General features: G+C 62.4%; 14 protein-coding genes. 3 read left to right on the top strand and 11 right to left on the bottom strand.

Annotated elements, in window-relative coordinates:
• Positions 1-70 precede the first annotated feature (70 nt).
• The 4 genes from metG to dnaE all read right to left on the bottom strand — a co-directional run bounded on the left by metG (position 71) and on the right by dnaE (position 7,334).
• Positions 71-1,621, bottom strand: a complete 1,551-nt coding sequence (gene metG, locus AC6H4Z_RS19255) for a methionine--tRNA ligase (RefSeq protein WP_497543586.1) — start codon at positions 1,619-1,621, stop codon at positions 71-73.
• Complete coding sequence (locus AC6H4Z_RS19250; RefSeq protein ID WP_497543585.1) at positions 1,622-2,749, bottom strand: PSP1 domain-containing protein; 1,128 nt, start codon at positions 2,747-2,749, stop codon at positions 1,622-1,624.
• Positions 2,750-2,863: 114 nt separating this feature from the next.
• Entirely contained in the window at positions 2,864-3,832 is a 969-nt protein-coding gene (locus AC6H4Z_RS19245) for an acetyl-CoA carboxylase carboxyltransferase subunit alpha (RefSeq protein WP_497543584.1), read from the bottom strand.
• 1 nt (position 3,833) lies between these two features.
• Positions 3,834-7,334 (bottom strand): DNA polymerase III subunit alpha, encoded by a 3,501-nt coding sequence (gene dnaE, locus AC6H4Z_RS19240; protein ID WP_497543583.1) that lies wholly within the window; start codon positions 7,332-7,334, stop codon positions 3,834-3,836.
• Between the two features lie 66 nt (positions 7,335-7,400).
• On the opposite strand from dnaE, the gene AC6H4Z_RS19235 reads away from it, so the two are divergent.
• Positions 7,401-8,495, top strand: coding sequence for an aminopeptidase (locus AC6H4Z_RS19235; protein ID WP_497543582.1), 1,095 nt, complete (start codon positions 7,401-7,403; stop codon positions 8,493-8,495).
• A gap of 74 nt (positions 8,496-8,569) precedes the next feature.
• Here the strand turns inward: AC6H4Z_RS19235 and AC6H4Z_RS19230 are convergent, their stop codons facing one another.
• On the bottom strand, positions 8,570-10,666 hold the full coding sequence (locus tag AC6H4Z_RS19230; RefSeq protein WP_497543581.1) for an ATP-dependent helicase: 2,097 nt from the start codon (positions 10,664-10,666) through the stop codon (positions 8,570-8,572).
• Between the two features lie 734 nt (positions 10,667-11,400).
• On the opposite strand from AC6H4Z_RS19230, the gene AC6H4Z_RS19225 reads away from it, so the two are divergent.
• Positions 11,401-14,226 carry a beta strand repeat-containing protein gene (locus tag AC6H4Z_RS19225; RefSeq protein WP_497543580.1) on the top strand — a complete coding sequence of 942 codons (2,826 nt, stop codon included), beginning with the start codon at positions 11,401-11,403 and terminating at the stop codon, positions 14,224-14,226.
• 137 nt (positions 14,227-14,363) lie between these two features.
• Here the strand turns inward: AC6H4Z_RS19225 and AC6H4Z_RS19220 are convergent, their stop codons facing one another.
• From AC6H4Z_RS19220 to lpdA, 3 genes are all read right to left on the bottom strand, one after another.
• Positions 14,364-14,762, bottom strand: a complete 399-nt coding sequence (locus AC6H4Z_RS19220; protein ID WP_497543579.1) for a hypothetical protein — start codon at positions 14,760-14,762, stop codon at positions 14,364-14,366.
• Between the two features lie 97 nt (positions 14,763-14,859).
• Complete coding sequence (lipB, locus tag AC6H4Z_RS19215; RefSeq protein WP_497543578.1) at positions 14,860-15,573, bottom strand: lipoyl(octanoyl) transferase LipB; 714 nt, start codon at positions 15,571-15,573, stop codon at positions 14,860-14,862.
• A gap of 84 nt (positions 15,574-15,657) precedes the next feature.
• Positions 15,658-17,061, bottom strand: a complete 1,404-nt coding sequence (gene lpdA / locus AC6H4Z_RS19210) for a dihydrolipoyl dehydrogenase (RefSeq protein WP_497543577.1) — start codon at positions 17,059-17,061, stop codon at positions 15,658-15,660.
• 161 nt (positions 17,062-17,222) lie between these two features.
• Between lpdA and AC6H4Z_RS19205 the strand changes: the two genes are divergently transcribed.
• Positions 17,223-18,035, top strand: a complete 813-nt coding sequence (locus AC6H4Z_RS19205) for a carboxypeptidase-like regulatory domain-containing protein (RefSeq protein WP_497543576.1) — start codon at positions 17,223-17,225, stop codon at positions 18,033-18,035.
• Between the two features lie 4 nt (positions 18,036-18,039).
• Here AC6H4Z_RS19205 and AC6H4Z_RS19200 read toward each other — a convergent pair whose 3' ends face one another.
• From AC6H4Z_RS19200 to pdhA, 3 genes are all read right to left on the bottom strand, one after another.
• Positions 18,040-19,323 (bottom strand): pyruvate dehydrogenase complex dihydrolipoamide acetyltransferase, encoded by a 1,284-nt coding sequence (locus AC6H4Z_RS19200; protein WP_497543575.1) that lies wholly within the window; start codon positions 19,321-19,323, stop codon positions 18,040-18,042.
• 17 nt (positions 19,324-19,340) lie between these two features.
• On the bottom strand, positions 19,341-20,330 hold the full coding sequence (locus AC6H4Z_RS19195) for a pyruvate dehydrogenase complex E1 component subunit beta (RefSeq protein ID WP_497543574.1): 990 nt from the start codon (positions 20,328-20,330) through the stop codon (positions 19,341-19,343).
• Between the two features lie 100 nt (positions 20,331-20,430).
• A complete protein-coding gene (pdhA, locus tag AC6H4Z_RS19190; protein ID WP_497543573.1) occupies positions 20,431-21,462 on the bottom strand; it encodes a pyruvate dehydrogenase (acetyl-transferring) E1 component subunit alpha in 1,032 nt (343 codons plus the stop codon).
• Positions 21,463-21,546: the final 84 nt, after the last annotated feature.

Genomic DNA, 21,546 nt, shown 5'->3' with positions numbered 1-21,546 from the left:
AGCTGGGACCCTTCAGTACGAATGAAGAGTCCCAGCTTTTTTTTGCACGTAGCCCGCAATCGCTCGCCGCTTAGTACTCCGTTTTCGCCACTGGCTGCGGCTTTGGGAACAGCGACGCGCCCTTCGCTACACGCCATCCCGTGACGTCGAGTGTCGCGACGTCCGCAAAGCGCTGGTCGCTCACCTTTCCGCGCCCGCCGAGCTGTTCCCACAGCTCCTGCGACTTGGTCGGCATGAACGGCGCGAGATAGATGGCGTGACGCGCAATCTGGCGAATGATCGCAGCGAGCACTGACTCGAGCTGCGGCCGCAGCTCCTGGTTCTTCGCGAGCGCCCACGGTTGACTCGATTGCACGAATTCATTGCCGCGTGTAACGCACGCCATGACGCGCTTGAGTCCCTCGTGCAGCAGAAACTCGCCGCCACCGCTCATCGCAGTGTGGTACTCGACCAACTCGGCTTCATCCGCGCGATCGAGCTCGCCTCGCGCGCCCGTGGGCACGACGCTGTCGCAGTACTTCTCGACCATCGAGATCGCGCGACTGGCCAGATTGCCAAGGGCGTTCGCGAGGTCGGAGACGTATCGGTCGTCGAAGCGTTCGTACGAAAAGCTCCCGTCAGCGTCGAAGGGGACTTCGCGCATGAGGAAATAGCGAAGCGCATCGGCGCCGTAGCGGTCGATGGTTTCGTCGACGTCCAAGCGCACGCCAGACGATTTGCTAAATCGCTCACCGGATAGCAGCACAAAACCGTGCGCCCACACCTGCTTGGGCAGCTCGATCCCGGCCGCCTTGAGCATCGCAGGCCAGATCACGCAGTGCAGACGCGTGATGTCTTTGCCGATCACGTGCAACTGAGCCGGCCAGCGCGTCTCGTATCCTTCATCGGGGAAGCCAGTCGCCGTGAGGTAATTCGGCAACGCGTCGAACCACACCCACGTGCCCTGCGTCTCGCCCGTCGAGAGCGGCAGCGGGAAGGGAATGGCCCACGATAGTCGCGAGCGCGTGATCGAAATGTCTTCCAAGCCCTGCTCGAGCAGGGACAGGATTTCGTTTCGCCGAGTCTCGGGCGCCAGAAAGGACGGGTGATCTTCGAACAGCTGACGCACGAAACCTTCGTACGACGACAGGCGGAAGAACCAATTGCGTTCGGTCGTCCACTGTAGCTCGCGCGTCGGATGGAGCACGCACTTGCCATCGACGATTTCGTCGTCGCGCTTGAACAGCTCGCAGCCGACGCAATACCAGCCTTCGTAGCCCTTTTCGTAGAAGTCGTTGGGCGAGCGCTCGTGGATGCGCTCGATCAGCGCGCGAACGCCACGCTTGTGGCTCTCGCCCGTCGTACGCATGAAGATGTCGTTCGAGATCGACAGGCGCGCCCACATCTTCTCGAAGCGGCCGGCGATCTCATCGACGAATTCCTGCGGCGACACACCGCGATCGGCCGCAGCTTGCGCGACCTTCTGGCCATGTTCGTCGACGCCCGTGAGGAACCAGACGTCATCGCCGCACATCCGGCGATACCGTGCGATGACGTCGGCGCCAATTTTCTCGTACGCGTGACCAATGTGCGGATCGCCATTCGCGTAATCGATGGCGGTCGTCAGATAGAACCGTCCCACTCAGCTTTCTCCGTTCTGTGTCGGCGCGTCCGGAGTTCCCGGCGACCCGTCGCGCGGGCCGCGTCCGCCTGGACGATTGCGTCTTCCACCGCGACGACCACGCCGGCGATGTGGTCGTCGTTCCTTGCCATCGCTCGAGTCGGCGGCTTCGCCATCAGGCCCCGATTCGTCTTCGTCCGCCGCCTCGGCGACGACTTCTGTCTCGACCTCGATGATTTCTTCGAGAGCGATATCCACGCCTTCATCTTCCTCGACGGCCGGCGCGGCGGCCGCTACCGCCGCGACAGCAGGCAGTGGAGCGCCGACCTCGTCGGCCTCGGCGCGCAGGTCGACGAGTGAAATGACTCGCACCTCGCCATCTTCGCCGCGCAGCGTGACGCGCTCACGAAAGATGTCGTTCGCGATGATCTTCTCTTCGCCACGCTTCGTCCGAATCATTTTCCCTTCTTTCGGGAAGCGCTTCCGACTCTGCGCGTAGAACTCGTGCTCGTAGCGCAGGCAGCACATCAGGCGTCCGCACGCGCCAGAGATCTGCGACGGATTCAACGAAAGTCGTTGATCCTTGGCGACGCCGAGGTTCACCGGACGAAGTTCTGGCAGCCATGACGACGAACAGTACTGTCGGCCGCAGCGACCGATGCCGTCGAGACGCTTGGCTTCGTCGCGCACACCGATCTGCTTGAGCTCGATTCGCGTGCGGAACATCGACGCCAGCTCGCGGACGAGCGTTCGGAAGTCGACGCGCTTTTCGGCGGTGAAATACAGCGTGAGCTTCTTCCGATCCCACTGCCATTCGGCGTCGGACAGCTTCATCACGAGATCGTTCGCCTTCACGCGCTCCATCGCTTTGCGACGCGCGTCCTCGTCCTGTTCGCGGAGCTCGTGCGACCGCTGCACGTCGTCTGGTGTCGCCAGGCGCCGAGCCTTTTTCGCTGTACCGGCTGCGCCATATCCGTGCGGCGTTCCGGCGTTGCGCTTCTCAGCGAGCTCGCCCAGGGCATGCACGAAACCGAGATCCTCGCCGCGGTCAGCGTCGACGATCACGCCTGCCTTGAGAGGCGGCGCTTCGTCTTCCTCCCACAGGAAGAAGTCTTTTCGATTTCCCTTGAACGAGACTTCGATCAGCATGATTTAGGTCTGAGGTCTCTGGTCTCTGGTCTGTGGGTTAAGGCGTGCAACTCGCGGTCTCAGACCAGTGACCTGAGACCAGGGACCTGAGACCTCAGACCTCACACCTGAGACCTATTCTTGGAATTGCCCCATTCTCAGAAACTTATCCCGGCGTCGCCGGACGAGTTTGTCCGGTTTGTACCGCCGCAGGTCCTCGAGCTGTCGCACGAGCGTGTCGTGCACCGCCTGGGCGGTCTGCTCGTGGTTGGCGTGGGCACCGCCGGGTGGCTCCGGGATGATCTCGTCGATGACCCTCAGTTCCATGAGGTCCTGAGCGGTGATGCGCAGCGCGGACGCTGCCTTCTCGCGCATCTCCGGGCTCTTGCCGTCCTTCCATAGAATCGTGGCGCAGCCCTCGACGGTGATCACCGAATACACGGCGTTCTCGAGCATGTTCGTGCGATCGGCAACGCCGAGTGCGAGTGCGCCGCCGGAGCCGCCTTCGCCGATGACCGTGGCGATGATCGGTACCTCGAGGCGGCTCATCTCGAACAGATTCGTCGCGATCGCCTCCGACTGGCCGCGTTCCTCGGCGCCGAGTCCAGCCCACGCACCCATCGTATCGATGAAGGTGATCACCGGTACGTGAAATTTCTCGGCGAGCTTCATCAGGCGAAGGGCTTTTCGATAGCCCTCCGGATGCGGCATGCCGAAGTTGCGCTTCAGGATTTCTTTGGTGTCGCGGCCGCGCTGTTGGCCGATCACCATTACGGTCTCGCCGTCGAGCCGCGCCCAACCGCCAACGATGGCCGCGTCCTCACGGAACGCACGGTCGCCGTGCAGTTCGATGAAATCCGTGAACGCCAGTTGGATGTAATCGAGCGTGAACGGCCGCTTCGCGCTGCGAGCGACCTGCACGCGCTGCCACGGCGAGAGATTCTTGTAGATCTCTTCGCGCAAGGCAGTCAGCTTTTTTTCGAGAGGCGCAATCTCTTCGTCGACGTCCAACTGCTGCCCACCGGCGAGCCGCTTCAGCTCGTCGATCTGCTTTTCCAACTCGACGATCGGCTTCTCGAAATCCAGTGTTACGGAAGACCCCACGTCAGCTCCCGCGCACGAGACGAACACGAGCTTCGCCCAAAACGCGGCGAAGATCTGTGAGTGCGGCCTGAGATGCCGCGATTCGCAATGAGCGCGACCGCAAGCGGGCGCGCATACCAGTACTGTCGGTCCACTGTACTTCCAACGGCGGCGATGATGCTGCCGTCGTCGCGTGATTGTCGACGATCGATCGAACGTCGCGCATGATCTCGGGCGTCAAATCGCCGCCCGATGCCAGTTCCAATGCGACCGCGACCTGCCCCGTCAACCGAAGTTCTACAAACGGCGAAAGCGACTCGACGATGAAGGTGGGGTTTTCAACGTCCTGATCTCGCCGCGAATAACTGCCTTTCAATACGACAGGTACATCCGTCTTGACCCGGTCTCCGAGCATCGTCCAGGCTTCCGGAAAGACCAGAACTTCAGAAGATCCCGAAAAATCCTCAACTGTCAACCGCGCGAACTCAGCCCCCGACCGTTTGCTGATCTGCTTCTTGACAGCCGTGACCACGACACCAAGCGATACGGGCTGGTCTGTCCACTTCCCAAGTTGAGACACGGCGTGGGTGGCGAACAGTTCGCATTCCAGCCGAAATGGCTCGAGCGGATGGCCGGAGATGTAGAAGCCGAGGATCTCCTTTTCCTTCGCCAAACGTTCGGAATCGCTGATTTTGGGCAGGTTCGGCAGAATGCGCGGACTCGCGGTCGCGGTCGGACTGTCTGACCCGCCGAGCAGTGAAAACTGCCCCATTGCCGCTTCCTGCTGTTTGAGCGACGCCTCCTGCAGCGCGACGTCGAGCACGGCCGAGTACTGGCCGCGATGTCCACCGAGCGAGTCCAGCGCACCCGATGCGATCAACGCTTCGAACACGCGCCGATTGCACATCCGCAAATCGACGCGATCGCAGAAGTCGTAGAACGACGTGAACGGCCCGTTCGCTCGCGCCGCGAGGATCGAGTCGATCGCCGTGCGGCCGACGTTGCGAATGGCGCCGAGCCCAAAGCGCATCCGCTTTTCGCCGATCACCGTGAACTTGTATCCAGATTCGTTCACATCCGGCGGCAAGACCTCGATCCCAATCTCGCGCGCCTCGTTGATGAACTTGACGACGCTATCCGTGTCGCCGATCGATGACGACAGAATCGCCGCCATGAAATCGGCCGGAAAGTGCGCTTTGAGCCACGCCGTCTGATACGAAATGACGGAGTACGCAACGGAGTGAGACTTGTTGAAACCGTAGCGGCCGAACGTTTCAATCTGTCCCGATAACTCGTCGATGACCTTGCGGTCGTGGCCCTTCGCGATCGCCTTCTCGACGAACTTGCCGAGCTCGAGCTTGATGAGCTCCGCGTCTTTCTTACCGACGGCCTTTCGAAGAACGTCTGCTTCGGCGAGCGACAGGCCGCCGAGCACCTGCGCAATACGCATCACCTGCTCTTGATAGGTGATGACGCCTTGCGTTTCGCGCAGAATCGGCTCGAGCTCCGGCAACGCGTACGTCACCGGCTCTTCGCCGCGCTTGCGACGCTGATACACGCGATGCATGCCCGCATCGAGCGGACCCGGGCGCATGAGCGCGCTCGACGCCACGAGATCGTCGAAACGGTCGCAGCGCATGCTGCGCAGCATATCTGTGGCGAGCGGCGACTCGAACTGGAACACGCCAGTCGTGCGGCCGGAGCGCAGCATCTGATAAACCTTTTCGGTGCGCTCGTCGTTCTGGTCGAGCAGCCCGTCGACGTCGATCACTTCTCCCGTACGCGCACGGATGCCTTCTACCGCGTCGTGAATCACGGTAAGCGTCGTGAGGCCGAGGAAGTCCATCTTGAGCATGCCTGCCTTCTCGAGGCAGTTCATGTCGTACTGACTCACGACCACCGCTTCATCACTGCCAGCGCCTGAGCCCTTCGACGATTGTGTGCACACTGGCACGTAGTCGTCCACCGGCCCTGGCGCGATCACGACACCGGCCGCGTGCACGCCGGTGTGTCGCGACAGACCTTCGAGTGCGATCGCGTAATCGAGCAGTTGGCGATAACGCTCGTCGCCGCGATACAGCTTGCCAACGTCGGCGATCTGATCGACCGCTTCCTTGACTGTGAGCGAGAAGTTCGGCGCGTTCGGAATCAGCTTCGCGAGCGCGTCCGTCTCCGCTGGCGTGAAGCCGAGCGTGCGGCCTACGTCCTTGATCGCGGCGCGCGACTTCATCGTTCCGAACGTTACGATCTGGCAGACCGATGCCTTGCCGTACTTCTGCCGAACGTATTCGATCACCTCGCCGCGTCGCTCGAAGCAGAAGTCGACGTCGACGTCAGGCATCGACACGCGCTCGGGATTCAGAAAACGCTCAAAGAGCAGATCGTACTTGAGCGGACAGACGTTCGTGATCTTGAGCGCATACGCCACGAGCGAGCCCGCGGCGGATCCTCGGCCGGGTCCTACCGGGATTCCGCGATCGCGTGCCGCCTTGATGAAGTCGGCGACGATGAGGAAGTAGCCCGCATAGCCCGTCTTCGTGATGACGCCGAGCTCGTAGTCGAGCCGCTCACGCACGTTGTCGGGCATGGGGTCGCCATACCGTTCAATCGTGCCTGCGGTCGCGAGTTTCATCAGCAGCTCGTTCTCGCTCGAGACGTCGGGCGTGAGCGGGAACGCTGGCAGATGATACTTCTTTCCGAACTCGACGCTGACTTCGTCGGCGATCTTGAGCGTATTCTCGAGAACGTCGGGACGCGACTTGAAATGATTCGCGATTTCCGGTGCGCTCTTGAAGTACAGGCCGCGATCGTAGTGCATGCGGTCGGCGTCGCTGCGATCCTTGCCGAGTCCGATACAGAGCAGCACGTCGTGCGCGTCGTGATCGGTGCTCTTCAAGAAGTGCGCGTCGTTCGTCGCGATCACTGGCAGTCCGAGCTCGTCCGACAGCGCGAAAATGCGTTCGTTGAGCTTCGCCTGACCTTCGGACTCGTGCGCCTGCACCTCGAGGTAGTACCGGCCTTTGAACAGCTCGGCGTACCAGGCCGCGACTTCACGCGCTTGGTCGATCCGATCGTCCATCAGATGCTGCGCGACTTCACCGGCCAGACACGCCGACGAGACGATGAGCCCTTCGCTGTACTTGGCGAGTAACTCGCGATCGATGCGCGGCTTGGAGTAGAAGCCTTCGGTATACGCGAGCGACGAGAGCTTGACCAGGTTCTTGTAGCCGGTCATGTCCCGCGCGAGCAGCACGAGGTGGTAGTACGCCTTGGCGCCCGGCGTGGCGCGCGTCTTCGTCCGCCGATCTCCGGGCGCGACGTACGCCTCCATGCCAAGGATCGGCTTGATCTTGGCTTTCTTCGCCTTTTCCTGGAATTCCCAGGCGGCGTGAAGATTTCCGTGATCGGTGATCGCCAGCGCCGGTTGCTCGAGCTCCTGTGCGCGACGGATCAGATCTTCGATCCGGTTAGCGCCGTCGAGAAGCGAGTATTCCGAGTGGCAATGGAGGTGGACGAAGGACATCTTGGTGAAGATAGCGATACGGCCCCGACGGTGTCAAAACGAACCGAACTTTTTTCTCGCTTGTAAGTGTTTTCATATCAATGGATTAGCTGGAAGGTCGCGCGTCGTGTCATCGGCGTGGTTCTTCTCGCGGTCGCGGCCTACCTCGCACTCGCTCCAACCGGGCGCTACCTCGTGCGTGCTGCGCTGGCCGAGGGGCGCATTTTGGCTCGGCGACGCCCGATCGACGCGATCGTCGCCGACTCCGCGACCAAGCCGGCTATCGCGTCGAAGCTTCGTCTCGTGCTCGCCGCGCGAAGCTTTGCGGCCGAATCGATTGGACTGCGCGCGAAAGAGAGCTTCACGACGTACAGCCCGCTCGATCGCGACACACTGGTCATGGTCCTATCGGGCGCGTACCGCGACCGTCTCGTGCCGTACACGTGGTGGTTTCCGATTGTTGGCCGCGTTCCGTACAAAGGATTCTTCGACTTCGAGGCGGCGCGAAAGGCGGGTCAGTCACTCGACGCCGCCGGCTTCGACGTCTACCTCCGACCGTCGCCGGCATTCAGCACACTCGGCTGGTTCAACGATCCGTTGCTCTCCACGTCATTGCGTGCCGACTCGCTCGATCTGGCGAACACGGTCATCCACGAGCTGACGCACAACACGTTTTACGCGAGCGGTCAGACGGTGTTCAATGAATCATTCGCCAATTTCGTTGGCGCGCGCGGCTCCGCGTGGTTTTTTCGATCGCGGGGCGCGCCCACGGCGGCGGACGGTGAGGACGCACGCTGGGCCGATGAGAAGGTGCTGTCGCGCTTCTGGGCTCAGCTCTACAAGACCGTCGATTCGGCGTTCGCCGCGCATCCGTCTGATTCGCTGGCGCGGCTCGTCGCTCGCGATAGTGTCTACGCGCAAGCCCGCCGGGATCTGGTCGAGCGTTTGGGGCCGCAGCTCAAGACTTACAGTCCTCGTTCGCTGGTGCGCGTTCGGCTCGACAATGCGGCGCTGATGGCGCACCGGATCTACGATACGGACCTCGATCTGTTCGATGAGGTGTGGTGGCGGGAGCAGGGGGATCTGCGCCGGGCCGTCGCCAGGATCGTGGAGTTGGCCAAGTCGAGGCCCAAGGATCCCTTCGGGGCCATGCGGGCCTGGGTAGGGCGGCCTTCTATATGAAGGAGCAGGACCGGGGCTCGCCCTCGCCATCGTGACGCCCGCCAACGCGCGAAGACCCTAGGTCCTTGCCCAAGTCATCCCGGCGGCGCGGAGAATCTTCCTTTCAGCAGCGCCCGGAGGTCGATCGCCGGTTCGTGCTGTGGCAACTCGGGTTCGATGGGTGCGCCAGGCACCGGGTTGGCGTCTTTCGGAACGACACGCTGCATTTTCGCGCGGACTCCCTGATCGAGAAAGCGCGACAGCTGATCGATCGAATAGTCGGACCCACGACGCGTGGCGTAGACGTTCAACGGGTACGTCACGGCGAGGTGATTTCGCGCGCGCGTCATCGCGACGTACATCAGACGTCGTTCTTCTTCGAGTTGGTCTTCATCGTTCAACGAACGCGACGACGGGAACCATCCGTCGACCGCCCACAGTACGAACACGGCGTCCCATTCCTTACCCTTCGCGCTGTGCACCGTGCTGATGACGAGTGCGTCCTCCTCCGATTCACTGCCCGCCGATAGATCCTGTGTGTTTGCGGGCGGCTCGAGCGCGAGCGCGGCGAGGAACGCACCGCGATTCGGATAGCCGGCGGCAATGACACGCAGTTGATCGAGATCGGCCGTGCGCGGCTCGCCGTGATCGTAGCGTTCGGCGAGCACGGGATCGTACAGCGTTCGGATTTCGTCGATGTCTTCGCCGACGCTGCCCTCGTCATTCGTTCGTGCTTTGCGGAGGCGACGGAGCAGCGCCGCGAGATCGCGGTGTGCGTCACGCGCACGCGCCGGAGGCGTGAAGTTCGCGAACGCTTCCGGATCCCAGGCTTGCTCGGCCATCGTCTCCATGATCGCGCGCGCGGTGACGTCGCCGATCCCCGGCAGGAGCATGAGGATGCGGTACCAGCTCACTTCGTCGCGAGGATTCTCTAATACGCGCAGAAACGCCAGCACGTCCTTGACGTGCGCGGCTTCGAGGAATTTGATGCCTCCCCACTTCTCGAACGGGATCTTGCGATTCGTCAGCTCGATCTCGAGGTCGGCCGACATGTATCCCGCACGCACCAGCACGGCAATCTCGGCGAGCGGCGTGCCTTCTTCGTGCAGTTCGAGAATGCGGTCGACGACGAACCGTGTTTGTTGCTGCTCATCGCGCGCGGTGACAAGCCATGGCGCCTCGGCGCCGGCGCGCATCGACCACAGTTCCTTCGTGAAGCGCTCGAGTGCGCGCGAGATGAGCGTATTCGTAACGTCGAGGATCGGCTGCGTGGAGCGGTAGTTCTGCTGCAACGCGACGATCGCGTCGCATTGGAACTGTTTTGGAAAGTCGAGAATGTTGCGGAAGTGCGCGCCGCGGAACGAATAGATGCTCTGCGCGTCGTCGCCGACGACCGTGATGTTCCGGTGCTGGCGACACATGCCGCGCAGCACGCGGGCTTGCAGCAGATTGGTGTCCTGGTATTCGTCGACGAGAATGTGGTCGTACAGGCCGGCGATGCGATCGGCCAGCGATGTTGACTGCTCGAGCATCAGCGCCCAGAAGAGCAGGAGGTCGTCGTAGTCGACGAGATTGCGCTCCGACTTCCGGCTCACGTACTCGGCGAAGATCCGAATGATCTCGTTCGAGAATTCTTTAAACTGCGGATAGTCGCGCTCGAGGATCTCGTCGACCGGCCGCTCGATGTTGAGATGGCGCGAGTAGATGTAGTGCAGCGTCTCCTTCTTTGGGAAACGCTTTTCCTGGCGGCCGAAGCCCAGATTACCGCGCGCGAGCTGCATCAGGTCTTCGGCGTCGCCCTGGTCCATGATGGAGAAGTCGCGCGCCAGACCTGCTTCGGGGCCAAACTGTCGAAGGAGTTTGTGCCCGGTGGCGTGGAACGTCCCTCCCTGCACGCTGCGCGACACGGAGCCGACCAGTCGTTCGGCGCGGCCGAGCATTTCCTGGGCGGAGCGGCGGGTGAAGGTGAGGAGGAGAATGCGTTCGGGGGAGACGCCTTGCTCGAGGAGGTGGGCGACTCTATAGACGAGCGTGCGAGTTTTCCCGGTGCCGGCGCCGGCGATGATGAGCAGGGGTCCGTCGCCGTGCGTGGCGGCAGCGGCTTGCTCGTGATTCAGCTCTGAGGAGAGATCGCGGGCGGGGCCGGCGATCGTCCGCTCGCGCGCCGGGTAGAGGCGGGGCTCGACGGTCATGGCGCGCAATATAGGTTCGGGGGAATTTCGGGGGGAATAGGTTGCCGAGTGGATGGTGGAGCACCCGGCTGTTACGTCCGATTGGGTGCGGCGTCTTATCCCCGTTGTCCGCCCGCTCTCCGGTGACGAAGCCTGGACGTGATGGGTGAGAAAACTGTAGTCGTGCCGTTTTGGTGCTGGGGTGAGTAGAATTCACACGCGGTACGCGTGACCTCTCTCACTGTAGAGGCAGTCTGTGGGCGCTAGGTTGTTCCCGCCGCAAAGAGAAGTGCAGGGGCGCCCGCGTGGAGCATGACGTGGTAGGGTGACCGAATGACTGGTGTTGTCGTTCACCTGTTGATGACGCAACTGAAAAATTAGAACGCCTAATCGGAAACTCCGGTGGGGGTCGCCTTGACCCCATTGCACCCAAGCTGTACCTTGGGTCGTTTCCGGTATGAGCGGTATTCGGTAACGAATGTGGAGAATGGTCACGGTTCTCCGAAACGTTCTGCGGTACTCGAGCAGTCGTTGCAACTGAAGTCGTGGCAGTTGGTGAAGGTGTTTTAGTGGTTTCTCGCAGGTAGGAAGTTTCTGTTTTCACCTCGCATCACTACCAAGGGGGTAAGATGCAACGCGTAGTTCGTCTTTCTTTGGTGGGTCTCCTGACCTTCGCGGCGGGCCTTACGGCTTGCGGCGACAAGGTCACGATTCCCCCGGCAGTAAATCCGCCAACGGATAACATTGTACACAGCGTGACGGTTTCGCCGGCGGCGGCTTCGGTCGCAGTTGGTTCGACGATCACGTTGGCCGCGTCGGTTGACGCTGGCGCGGGTGTCACGGTTCGTACGGTGACGTGGACGTCCAGCGACGCGACGGTTGCTTCCGTCAGCGCGGCTGGTGTTGTGACGGGCGTCAAGACCGGTACGGCGACGATCATTGCGACGTCGGCGGCTGATGCCAACGTGAAGGGTGCGGCTGCAGTGACGGTGACCGGCGCGAACTCTGGCGCTCCGACCGTTACGATCTCGTCGATCAACCAGAACAACGGCGCCACGTCGGTCCCGGCGGATCTTACGAACGCCAAGGGCCAGCTTGATGTCGTTCTCAACGTCGAGCCGAACGGCCAGACGCTGAAGACGGTGCAGGCGACGATGACCTGCGGCACGAAGTCGGTTACGTCGTCGCAGACGGTTTCGAACCTGGCGCCGGTTGCGGCCGAGGCTTCGGCTGTTCCGATCACGCTCAGCTTCAACACGGCGGCGTTCAACGCCACGACTGGCGTTCCGGCGCTCAACAACGGTGCTTGCACGATCGCGGCTTCGGCCACGACGGCATCGGGCACGCAGAGCGCCACGAACTCGGCGCAGCTGACGCTGAACAACACGGACGGCGTCATCGTGACGTCGGCCATGTCGGGCGCTTCGGCGAACGACATCAACGGTCTTCCGTGGAAGGCTGGCTCGCTGACGGTCAGCGCGCTGCCGGTTCTTTACAGCGGCCGCACCCCGGCCACGGTGACGATCACGGTTCCGGGCTCGACGAACTCGTCGCAGACGATCGCGGCGGTCACCACGGGCGCTACGACGGCCACGTGGTCTGGTACGGCAACCTCCGGCTCACGCATCACGGGCCTGTCGCTCATCGCTGGTTATGACGTCAACGGGTTCCCGGTGGGCATTCGCCCGACGGTCCTCGTGATCGACAACACGGGTGCGGACCTCGCGCTCAATCAGCTCAATGCCACGTCGGCGAGCGATGTCCGTATCGATAACACGGCCGCTGCTGCCCCGACGGTCTTCACGATCCCGGGTTCGCCGGTTCCGCCGGCCAACACGACCGGTCAGGCTGGTTGGGTCAACGCTGCGTACACGTTCACCGGTTCGGCGGCTGGTTATGCGACGGGCGGCGATCTTGGCGTCTCGAACGGCAATGGCAAGGGCACGCCTGGCCTCTACGTTGGTCTCGGCGGTGCGCCGAACCCGACGGGCGGCTCGACGGCTGGCATCAGCGGCACGACCGGTCTCGTTTCCGGCTCGGGCCTGACCTACACGTACTTTGCGGCTCCGGCTGCGTCGTACACGAACGTTGGCGGTGCCGCTGCTGCAGCGACGAGCACGGGCGCTTCCGATTGCGCGACGACGGGCCTGACGCCCATCACGACGGCCGGCGACCTTGCCGCGACGCTCGTGAACACGACCTACAAGGTTCGTGTGACTGAGACCGACAAGCTCGGCAACATCCGCTGCACGGACCTCAACGGTGTCGGCGGTGGCCAGGCTACCTTCGGCGTCGACAAGACGGTTCCGCAGGCGAGCTTCAACGATGTGGCTGGCGGCAGCGCGGCTGACCTGGTTGCGGTGAACATTGCCGCTCCGGCGATCCCGAGCTGGCAGCTCGTCATCTCGGACACGGGTTCGGGCTTCACGCCGACCCCGGCTCGTACGCTCATCGTTCGTAACTACCCGGGCATCGATGCCGCGCACACCTGCGTCATCGGCTCGCTCAACAGCTCGAACGTTTGCGCCAACACGGCGAACAAGGCAACGACGATCCCGGTGAACGGCACGGGCGCGGCGACGGTCGGTGCAGCAGTCGACCCGAACCCGAACGCAACGAACACCGAAGGCTACTACACGTACACGACGACGGTTCGCGATCAGGCGCAGAACAACGCCCCGACGCTCACCCGCTCGGCGGTTGTCGACGTGACGGCCCCGGTCGTCGGTGGTATCTCGGTTCCGGCTACGATCATCGGTGGCACCACGGCGAGCTTCGCCACGAGCGCCAGCGACAACCTCGATCTCGTCAGCTCGAACTTCACGCTCGCGTACGCGACGAACGTTGCTGGTGCGGCGGTTAACCCCCTCGCATTCCGCACCCCGGGTCCTGCACTCGGCGTTGCGTTCGACAACGTCCTGACGACGGCTTCGTCGTTCAGCGCGACGGTCCCGCTGTTCCTCCGTAACATCCAGGCGACCGACGCCGCTGGCGTCCCGGTTGCGCTCGTGGCGGGTGCCAACCAGCCGAGCAGCATCACGGTCCGTGCTTCTGACGCTGCCGGCAACACGGCCTCGTCGGGCGCTGTGGCCATCGGCATCGCGAACGTTCCGCAGACCGCTCCGGCCGCCCAGAACTGGGCGACGTTGGCGGGCTTCGGTGGCTCGGCTGTCCCGGCTCCGCCGGCTGGCTCGGGCTTCACGGTCAGCAACGCGGCGACGAGCATCTGTAACATCGTTGCTCCGGCCACGGCTTGCGTCTCGAGCGCAACGCCGACCACGATCACGTTGACCGCGCAGGCGAAGGGTTCGCTCAGCACGTTCCAGCTGCCCTTCACGCAGGTCCAGTTCTACTACTACAACGCGACGACGACCGAGTGGGTGTTCATCGGTACGAGCACCGCGTCGGCAGTCACGGATGACGCAGTCGCGGGAACGCGTGCCTTCACGTGGAGCTTCCCGAGCTGGGATCCGCCGGCTTCGCTCGGCTTGGGCGTCAAGAACGTTATCGCGATCGGTTCGAACGCTGCGGGCGATGCGCTCGTAACGCCGGCCAACGCGAACATCACGCTGATCCCGTAATCTTCTTTACGGCTTTGGTTTGAGAGGATTGGGCTCCGTCGAAAGACGGGGCCCTTTCCTTTTTCGGATGTGTGTTCGACGACAAAAAAGAGGCGCCCGATTTCGGGCGCCTCTTTGCTCTCCTACTTGCCTACGGACTACTTGCTGCGGTCCTTCAGCGGAATGTTGTTCGCCTTCGAGATACTATCCCAGGCGGCCCAACCCTTTCCGACCAACTGGTTCTCGACGAACACCAATGGCGTCAACTTGCTCATCGGTACCGACTGCTTCGCCGCCTTCTCGTTGTTCGGCGTGAAGTACATGACCTCGACCGTCTTGCCTGCGATGAGGAAGCGCTCGCGCGTGTAGACGTTCGGGAAGGAATCGCTCGCCGTTCCCGGCTTGAGACCCTGCGAAATGACGCCCACGGCCGAGTCACGGGTGATGCCCGTGTTCAGCTCCTTGACGCGCTTGTCCTCGCCACACGCCACGAGGGCAGTAGCTGCAGTGAGCGTTGCAAAGGCCAACAACCTGCGTCTGACAAAAAGAGTCCGCATCTGTTCTCCTGTGGGCTATTGTGGGGGCGTTAACTGCCAAGCTACAACACCGCAAATTAGCGAATTGTTGCGGGATGCGCTGTGACGGAACTACCCGTCAGGCGCTAGCAGGTAGCAGTCGCGACGCCACGAATTCAGCCGCCACAGGCCGCGTCTGCAGCCCGAATGTTCGAGCGAATGCCTCGGCCACCACGTCGCCAACCTGATCGATCCCAGGGGCTCCTGGGCCCAATTCCCGCGCGACGGAGGTCATGGTCACCGCCTTGATCCCGCACGGAACCATGACGTCGAAGTAGCTGAGATCTGTCGACACGTTGAGCGCGAAGCCATGCCACGTCACCCAGTCGCGCGCGTGCACGCCAATCGACGCAATCTTGCGCCCCTGGGTCCAGACTCCGGTGAACCCTGCGCTGCGTTCTGCGGCGATCCCAAGCTCGCCGAGTGCCTCGATGAGCGCACCTTCGACTTGGCGAAGGTACCAGTGCAGGTCACGCTTGTGGCGTTTGAGATCGATGATGGGGTACCCGACCAGCTGGCCGGGCCCATGGAACGTGACGTCCCCGCCACGCTCTACCTCGAAGAGCTCTACGCCGCGCGCCGCAAGCAACTGCGGCGACACGAGTAGGTTCTTCTCCTTGGCCGACCGGCCGAGGGTCACGACTGGCGGGTGTTCGACGAGAAGAAGAACGTCCTCCTCGATCGCGCCAGAAATCCGCGCGCGCGCTACCTGTCGCTGAAACTCCAGCGCCTCGGCGTACGGCATCACGCCGAGACGATCAATCCACAGCTCTGACATACCTGGAGAGGTCACTGGTCTCAGGTCACTGGTCCGAGGGAAGAAACGAAGATCTCGGAATTCGACCCCTGAGATCTCAGACCAGAGACCAGTGACCTGTTACGCGTGAATCATCTTGCCCAACGAATCGAGCGCCGCTTCGGCGATCGCTTCGGAGAGCGTGGGGTGCGCGTGAATCGCGAGATCGACTTCCTCGACCGTGAACTCGTTCGTGCGGGCGACCACGAGCTCATGGATCAATTCAGTGGCGTGCGCGCCAACGATGTGCGCTCCGAGAATCTCACCGTACTTCGCGTCACGAATGATTTTCACGAAGCCTTCGGTTTCACCCGACGTGCGTGCGCGGCCATTGGCAGAGAAGGGGAACTTTCCAACTTTGTAATCGAGCTTCTTCTCTTTGCACTGCGCTTCGGTCAGGCCGATCGATGCGACTTCCGGGTGGCAGTAGGTGGCGTTCGGAATGTTGGCGTAATCCATTCCGTGGCCGCCCTTGCCGGCGAGAAACTCCGCGAGCACCACGCCTTCGCGCTCGCCCTTGTGCGCGAGCATCGGCGGGCCAGCCACGTCTCCGATCGCGTAGATGCCCTTGGTGGACGTCTCCATGTGATCGTTGATCTTGATGAATCCGCGCTCGGTGAGCTGAACGCCGTTCTCCTTGAGGCCGATGTCTTCGATGTTCGCGGCGCGGCCAGCGGCAACGAGAACGATGTCCGCCTTGAGATCCTTCTTCTCGCCACCAGCGTCGACCGTCATCGAGACGGAATCCTTCGCAGCCTTCACGTTGGAGATCTTGGCGCCCGTGAGCACGGTGATGCCGCGCTTTTTGAACGAACGCTCGACTTCCTTCGATGCATCCTGATCTTCGAGCGGAAGAATCGTCGGAGCGACGTCGATCAGCGTGACCTGCGAGCCGAACGCGTTGAACACGTCCGCGAATTCGCAGCCCACCGCGCCGGCGCCAACAATGACGATCGACGCGGGCGTCTTCTCGAGGATGAGCGCCTCGTCGGAGGAGATGATCGTCGTCTTGTTCAACTCGAGGCCGACCTGCGGCAGGCCCTTTACGCGGGAACCGGTTGAGATCACGACGGCTTTCTTTGCGTCGTGCTTCTCGTCCTTCCCGTCGGCGGTCTTCACGGACACGCTGTTCTTTCCGGCGAGCTTCGCGGTGCCCTTGATGTACGTGATCTTGTTCTTCTTGAAGAGAAACTCCACGCCTTTCGAGTTCTGTGTACTCACGGCGCGCGAGCGCTTCATGGCGACGCCGTAGTCGGTCTTCACTTCGCCGAGGTTCACGCCGAACTCGGCGGCGTGGCGCGAGCGGTTGGCGATCGCGGCAGACTCGAGGAGTGCCTTGGCAGGGATGCAGCCCCATAGAACGCAGGTGCCGCCGAGCCCTTCGCGCTCAACGACGGCGACGGTTAGCCCCAGCTGGGCGCAACGGATCGCGCCGACATAACCGGCGGGGCCGCCGCCAATGAAGATGACGTCAAAGGAAGCCATAAACTCTTGAGGGATCGGAGAGTGCGGAGGAGAGGGTGTCGGACGTGAGTCCGAAACTCTTGTGACAACGTCGAAAGATACGGGGTTTTTGAAGTAGGGCGCTACCGCGGTTCGTCACCTCGTTGTTGCCGGATTTCCCCCCGAGCCATAAGGTTGAGCGCATGGTCACACGCCGAACCCCCACCCTCGCGTGGTGCCTGGCCTTTGCGGTGCTGGTAGCTCTCCGACTTGGCGCCGAGCAGGCTGACACGGGCGCCAAGCGCGATTCGCTGCCGGCTGTCCTCATTGGCCGCGTCACCGACCCCGCTGGCGTCGGCCTGGCTGGCGCCGAGATTTCACTGCACCAGTTCGACGACAAGTTGCACGTCGTCACCGGCGATAGCGGAGACTTCCGCTTTCCCGGCATTCCCTCGGGAACGCGCGTGTTCAACGTGCGTCGTCTGGGCTTCGAGCCCGCCAGCTTCACGGCGGTGCTCAAGGCAGGAAAAACGCATCGTGCCACGCTGGCGCTCACGCCAAGTGCGCTCGGATTGCCGACGGTCGCCATTGCCGATACGGCGCTCAAGACGCACTGGCTCGATCAGTTCGAACGGCGCCGCAGTGGCTCGCGTGGCACGTTCATCACACGCACCGACATCGAGCGAAAAGGCGCACGGACTGGAACGGACATCGTTCGAGCCGTGCCTGGCGTCCGGCTCGCCTCGACGCGAAGTGGAGGCAGCAATCAGGTGATCATGACGCGGGGCGCCGGCACGCGAGCGTGCGTGCCGACGATGTTCGTCCATGGCATGCCGTATAGTGGAATGCTCGACGATTTCTCCGCCGACGACATCGAAGCGCTCGAGGTGTACGTCGGAATCTCGGAAGTTCCTCCCGAGCTGGATAAAAACGGAAAGGGCATCTGCGGAGCGATCGTCGTGTGGACGCGCGATCCGCGGAAGCCCTTGTTTCCGTCCGTGCCTTCGCCCCCCTGAGTCGTTAGAAAACGAGCATCAGAGGGTTTTCAATCAACCGCCGTAACGTCTGAAGGAATGCCGCACCCACCGCACCGTCCACGGCGCGGTGGTCGCAACTCATCGTGACGCGCACGCGCTTCTGAACCGTGAAGCCATCGCCCGTGGGAACGGCGATGTCCTGCGCCGCGCCAATCGCGAGAATGGCAACCTCGGGCGGGTTGATGATCGCCGTGAACTGATCGATCCCAAACATGCCGAGGTTCGAGATCGAGAACGTCGATCCCGTGTACTCTTCCGGCTTGAGCTTGCGCTCGCGCGCCTTCTTCGCGAGCTCACGCGCCTCGCGTGAGATCTCGCTCATGCGCTTCTGATCGGCGTCGAAGATCACCGGTACGATCAGGCCGTCCGGCGTAGCGACCGCCATACCGAGGTGCACGCGATGGTGTTGGCGGATACGATCGCCGAGCCAGTGCGCATTGACCTCGGGGTGCTGCGCGAGCGCCGTGGCCACGGCCTTCATGAGGATGTCGTTGATCGACACCTTGAACTCGTCGCCCATCTCGAGCATCGCGGCGCGCATTTCGGTCACGCGCGTGAGGTCGAATTCGGCGGTGAGGTAGAAGGTCGGAATCGGCCCGATGGATTCCGAGAGACGCTTGGCGATCGTCTTTCGGATTTGCGTGAGCGCGATGTCCTCGAAGTCGCCTGCAGCTGCTGCGCGCGGCGGTGCGGCGGCAGCGGCTACCGATGCGGCCGGGGCGCTCACAGCCGATTCAATGTCGCGCTTGATGATTCGTCCGCCCGGGCCGGAGCCGCGTACCGAGGCGAGGTCCAATCCGCGATCGCTCGCGAGCCGGCGAGCCAACGGCGAAGATCGCACGGGGCCGCCGTTGCCAGCCGCGACTGGCGCAGCAGCAGGTGCGACGGGTGGTTGCGTCGGCGCGGCGGGAGCTGAAGGGGCAACGGGAGCCGCTGCCGCCGGAGCAGCTGCGGCCGGCGCCGCCTGCTCGGCCGGCTTGGCTGCCGCTGCTGAGCCGGCGCCGGCAACCAGCGCATCGATGTTTTCGTCGGCGGCGGCAATTACGCCGATGAGCGTACCGACAGGCGACGAATCGCCTTCGGCGATCAATCGCTTACGAAGAATGCCGTCGCCGCGCGCGACGAGCTCCATGATGGCCTTGTCGGTTTCGACTTCGGCCATCGGCTCACCGTTCTTTACGGCGTCGCCTTCGTTCTTCAGCCATTTGACGAGACGCCCCTCTTCCATGGTGGGAGAGAGCGCCTCCATGAACACCTTAGTTGCCATTACGGTAGACCCTATTCTCAGTCGATGTACATGACTTTCTTGACGGCCGCGATGGTCTTGGCGACGTCAGGCTTTGCTGCCTTCTCGAGATTCTTGGCGTACGGCATTGGAACGTCGGCCTGGTGCACGCGAATGACCGGCGCGTCGAGCGAGTCGAAGCAGTCGCGCTGGATGTAGTCCACGACCTGCGTGCCGATTCCGCAAATTTCCCAGCCTTCTTCGAGCACGACGGCGCGGTTCGTCTTTTCCACCGACGTTTTGATCGCCTCGACGTCCATAGGGCGAACGGTCCGCAGGTCGACGACGTCGATGTGAATGCCGTCCTTGGCGAGTTGATCCGCCACCTGCATCGCGACGAGCGCCATCTTGCCGTTCGTGATGATCGAACAGTCGCTGCCTTCGCGCTTGAGATCAGCCTTGCCGATCGGGATCAGATACTCTTCCTCGGGCACTTCGCCCTTGATGTTGTAGAGCATCTCGCCTTCGAGGAAGCACACCGGATTGTCGTCGCGAATGGCACTCTTGAGGAGGCCCTTGGCATCGTACGGCGTTCCCGGAGTAACCACCTTGAGGCCAGGGATGTGGGCGAGCCACGACTCGAAGGCCTGCGAATGCTGCGCCGAGAGCTGTAGTGCCGCGCCGTTGGGGCCGCGGAAGACGATCGGCACGTTGTACTGTCCGCCCGACATGTACAGCAGCTTTGCCGCCGAGTTGAGCACCTGGTCGAGAGCAAGGATGCCAAAGTTCCAGGTCATGAACTCGATGATCGGACGAAGGCCGACCATCGCGGCGCCAACCCCGACGCCTGCGAAGCCGAGCTCGGTGATCGGCGTGTCGACGACACGCATCTCGCCGAATTCCTGGAGCAGGCCTTTAGAGACCTTGTATGCGCCTTGATAGACGGCGACTTCCTCGCCCATGAGGAACACGCGGTCGTCGCGCTGCATCTCTTCGCGCAGCGCCTGGTTCAGGGCATCTCTGTATGTAATTACTGGCATAGTAGTCATCCTCCGTTCGCTCCGCGAACGGAGGATCTAGTGTCATTGGTTAGTGGCTGGCTTCGATGAACGCATGGTAGATCCTCGCGCTTCGCGCGGAGGATGACTGCTAGGACGCCACAGCCTCTGCCAAAGCATCACTCGTCGTATCCACGAGCACATCCTCATACAGCGCTTCCAGCGGCGGTTCGGGGCTCGCGTCGGCGAAGTCCCACGAGTCCTGGACGACGGCTTTGATTTCGTCGTCGAGCTTGTGCAGATCTTCTTCCGTGAGCTGTCCTTCGTCGTGCATGTGCGCGCGGAGCAGCACGATCGGATCGCGCTTCATGTATTCGTCGAGCTCGGCCTTGCTGCGATAGGTGCCGCTCACCGCATCGGACATCGAGTGTCCCATGAAGCGGTAGGTGCGAATTTCGAGGAGCGTGGGCTGCGACTCGGTGCGTGCGCGCTCGATGGCTTCACCCATCGCCGCGCGAACAGCAAAGACATCCTGACCGTCGCACTGGCCGCGAGCAATGTTGTACGCAGCACCACGCTCGTACACGTCGTGAATTGCCGACGCCCGCTCGAGTGCCGTACCCATGCCGTAGCGGTTGTTCTCGATGACGTACACAACCGGAAGCTTCCACAAGCCGGCCATGTTCAACGCTTCATGGAACGCGCCGGTGTTGACGACCGATTCACCCATGAAGCAGACACAGACCTGATCGCCGCCGCGATACTTGATCGCGAAACCGACACCCGTGCCGAGCGGAACGTGCGCGCCGACAATGCCGTGGCCGCCAAGGAAATTCAGGCTCTTGTCGAACATGTGCATCGAGCCGCCCTTGCCGCGTGCGCAGCCATCGATGCGTCCGAAGAGTTCCGACATCACGGCGCGCGGCGTCATTCCGCGCGCGAGTGCTTGGCCGTGATCGCGGTACGTCGTGATGATGTAGTCGTCGGGGCGCAGCATCGACAGCGAACCGGTGCTCACCGCTTCCTGTCCGATGTACAGGTGACAGAAGCCGCCGATCTTGCCCAACGCATACGCCTCGGCGCAACGCTCTTCGAAGCGGCGCTGGAGAAGCATGGAGTGGAGCAGCGACAGATTTAGTTCTGCATCAGAACTTTTTGACACTTCCTGTTTCTTTTTAGCCATGTCGATGGAAGCGCTAGGCACTCGGCGCTAGGCGCTAGAAAAAAGGACTTGGGTTTATGGTTTTCTAAATCGATGTTCTGCCGA

This window comes from Leucogemmata humicola (assembly GCF_055379415.1).
The sequence above is the reverse complement of the archived record's forward strand: the minus strand, read 5'-3'. Positions and strand labels throughout refer to the sequence as shown.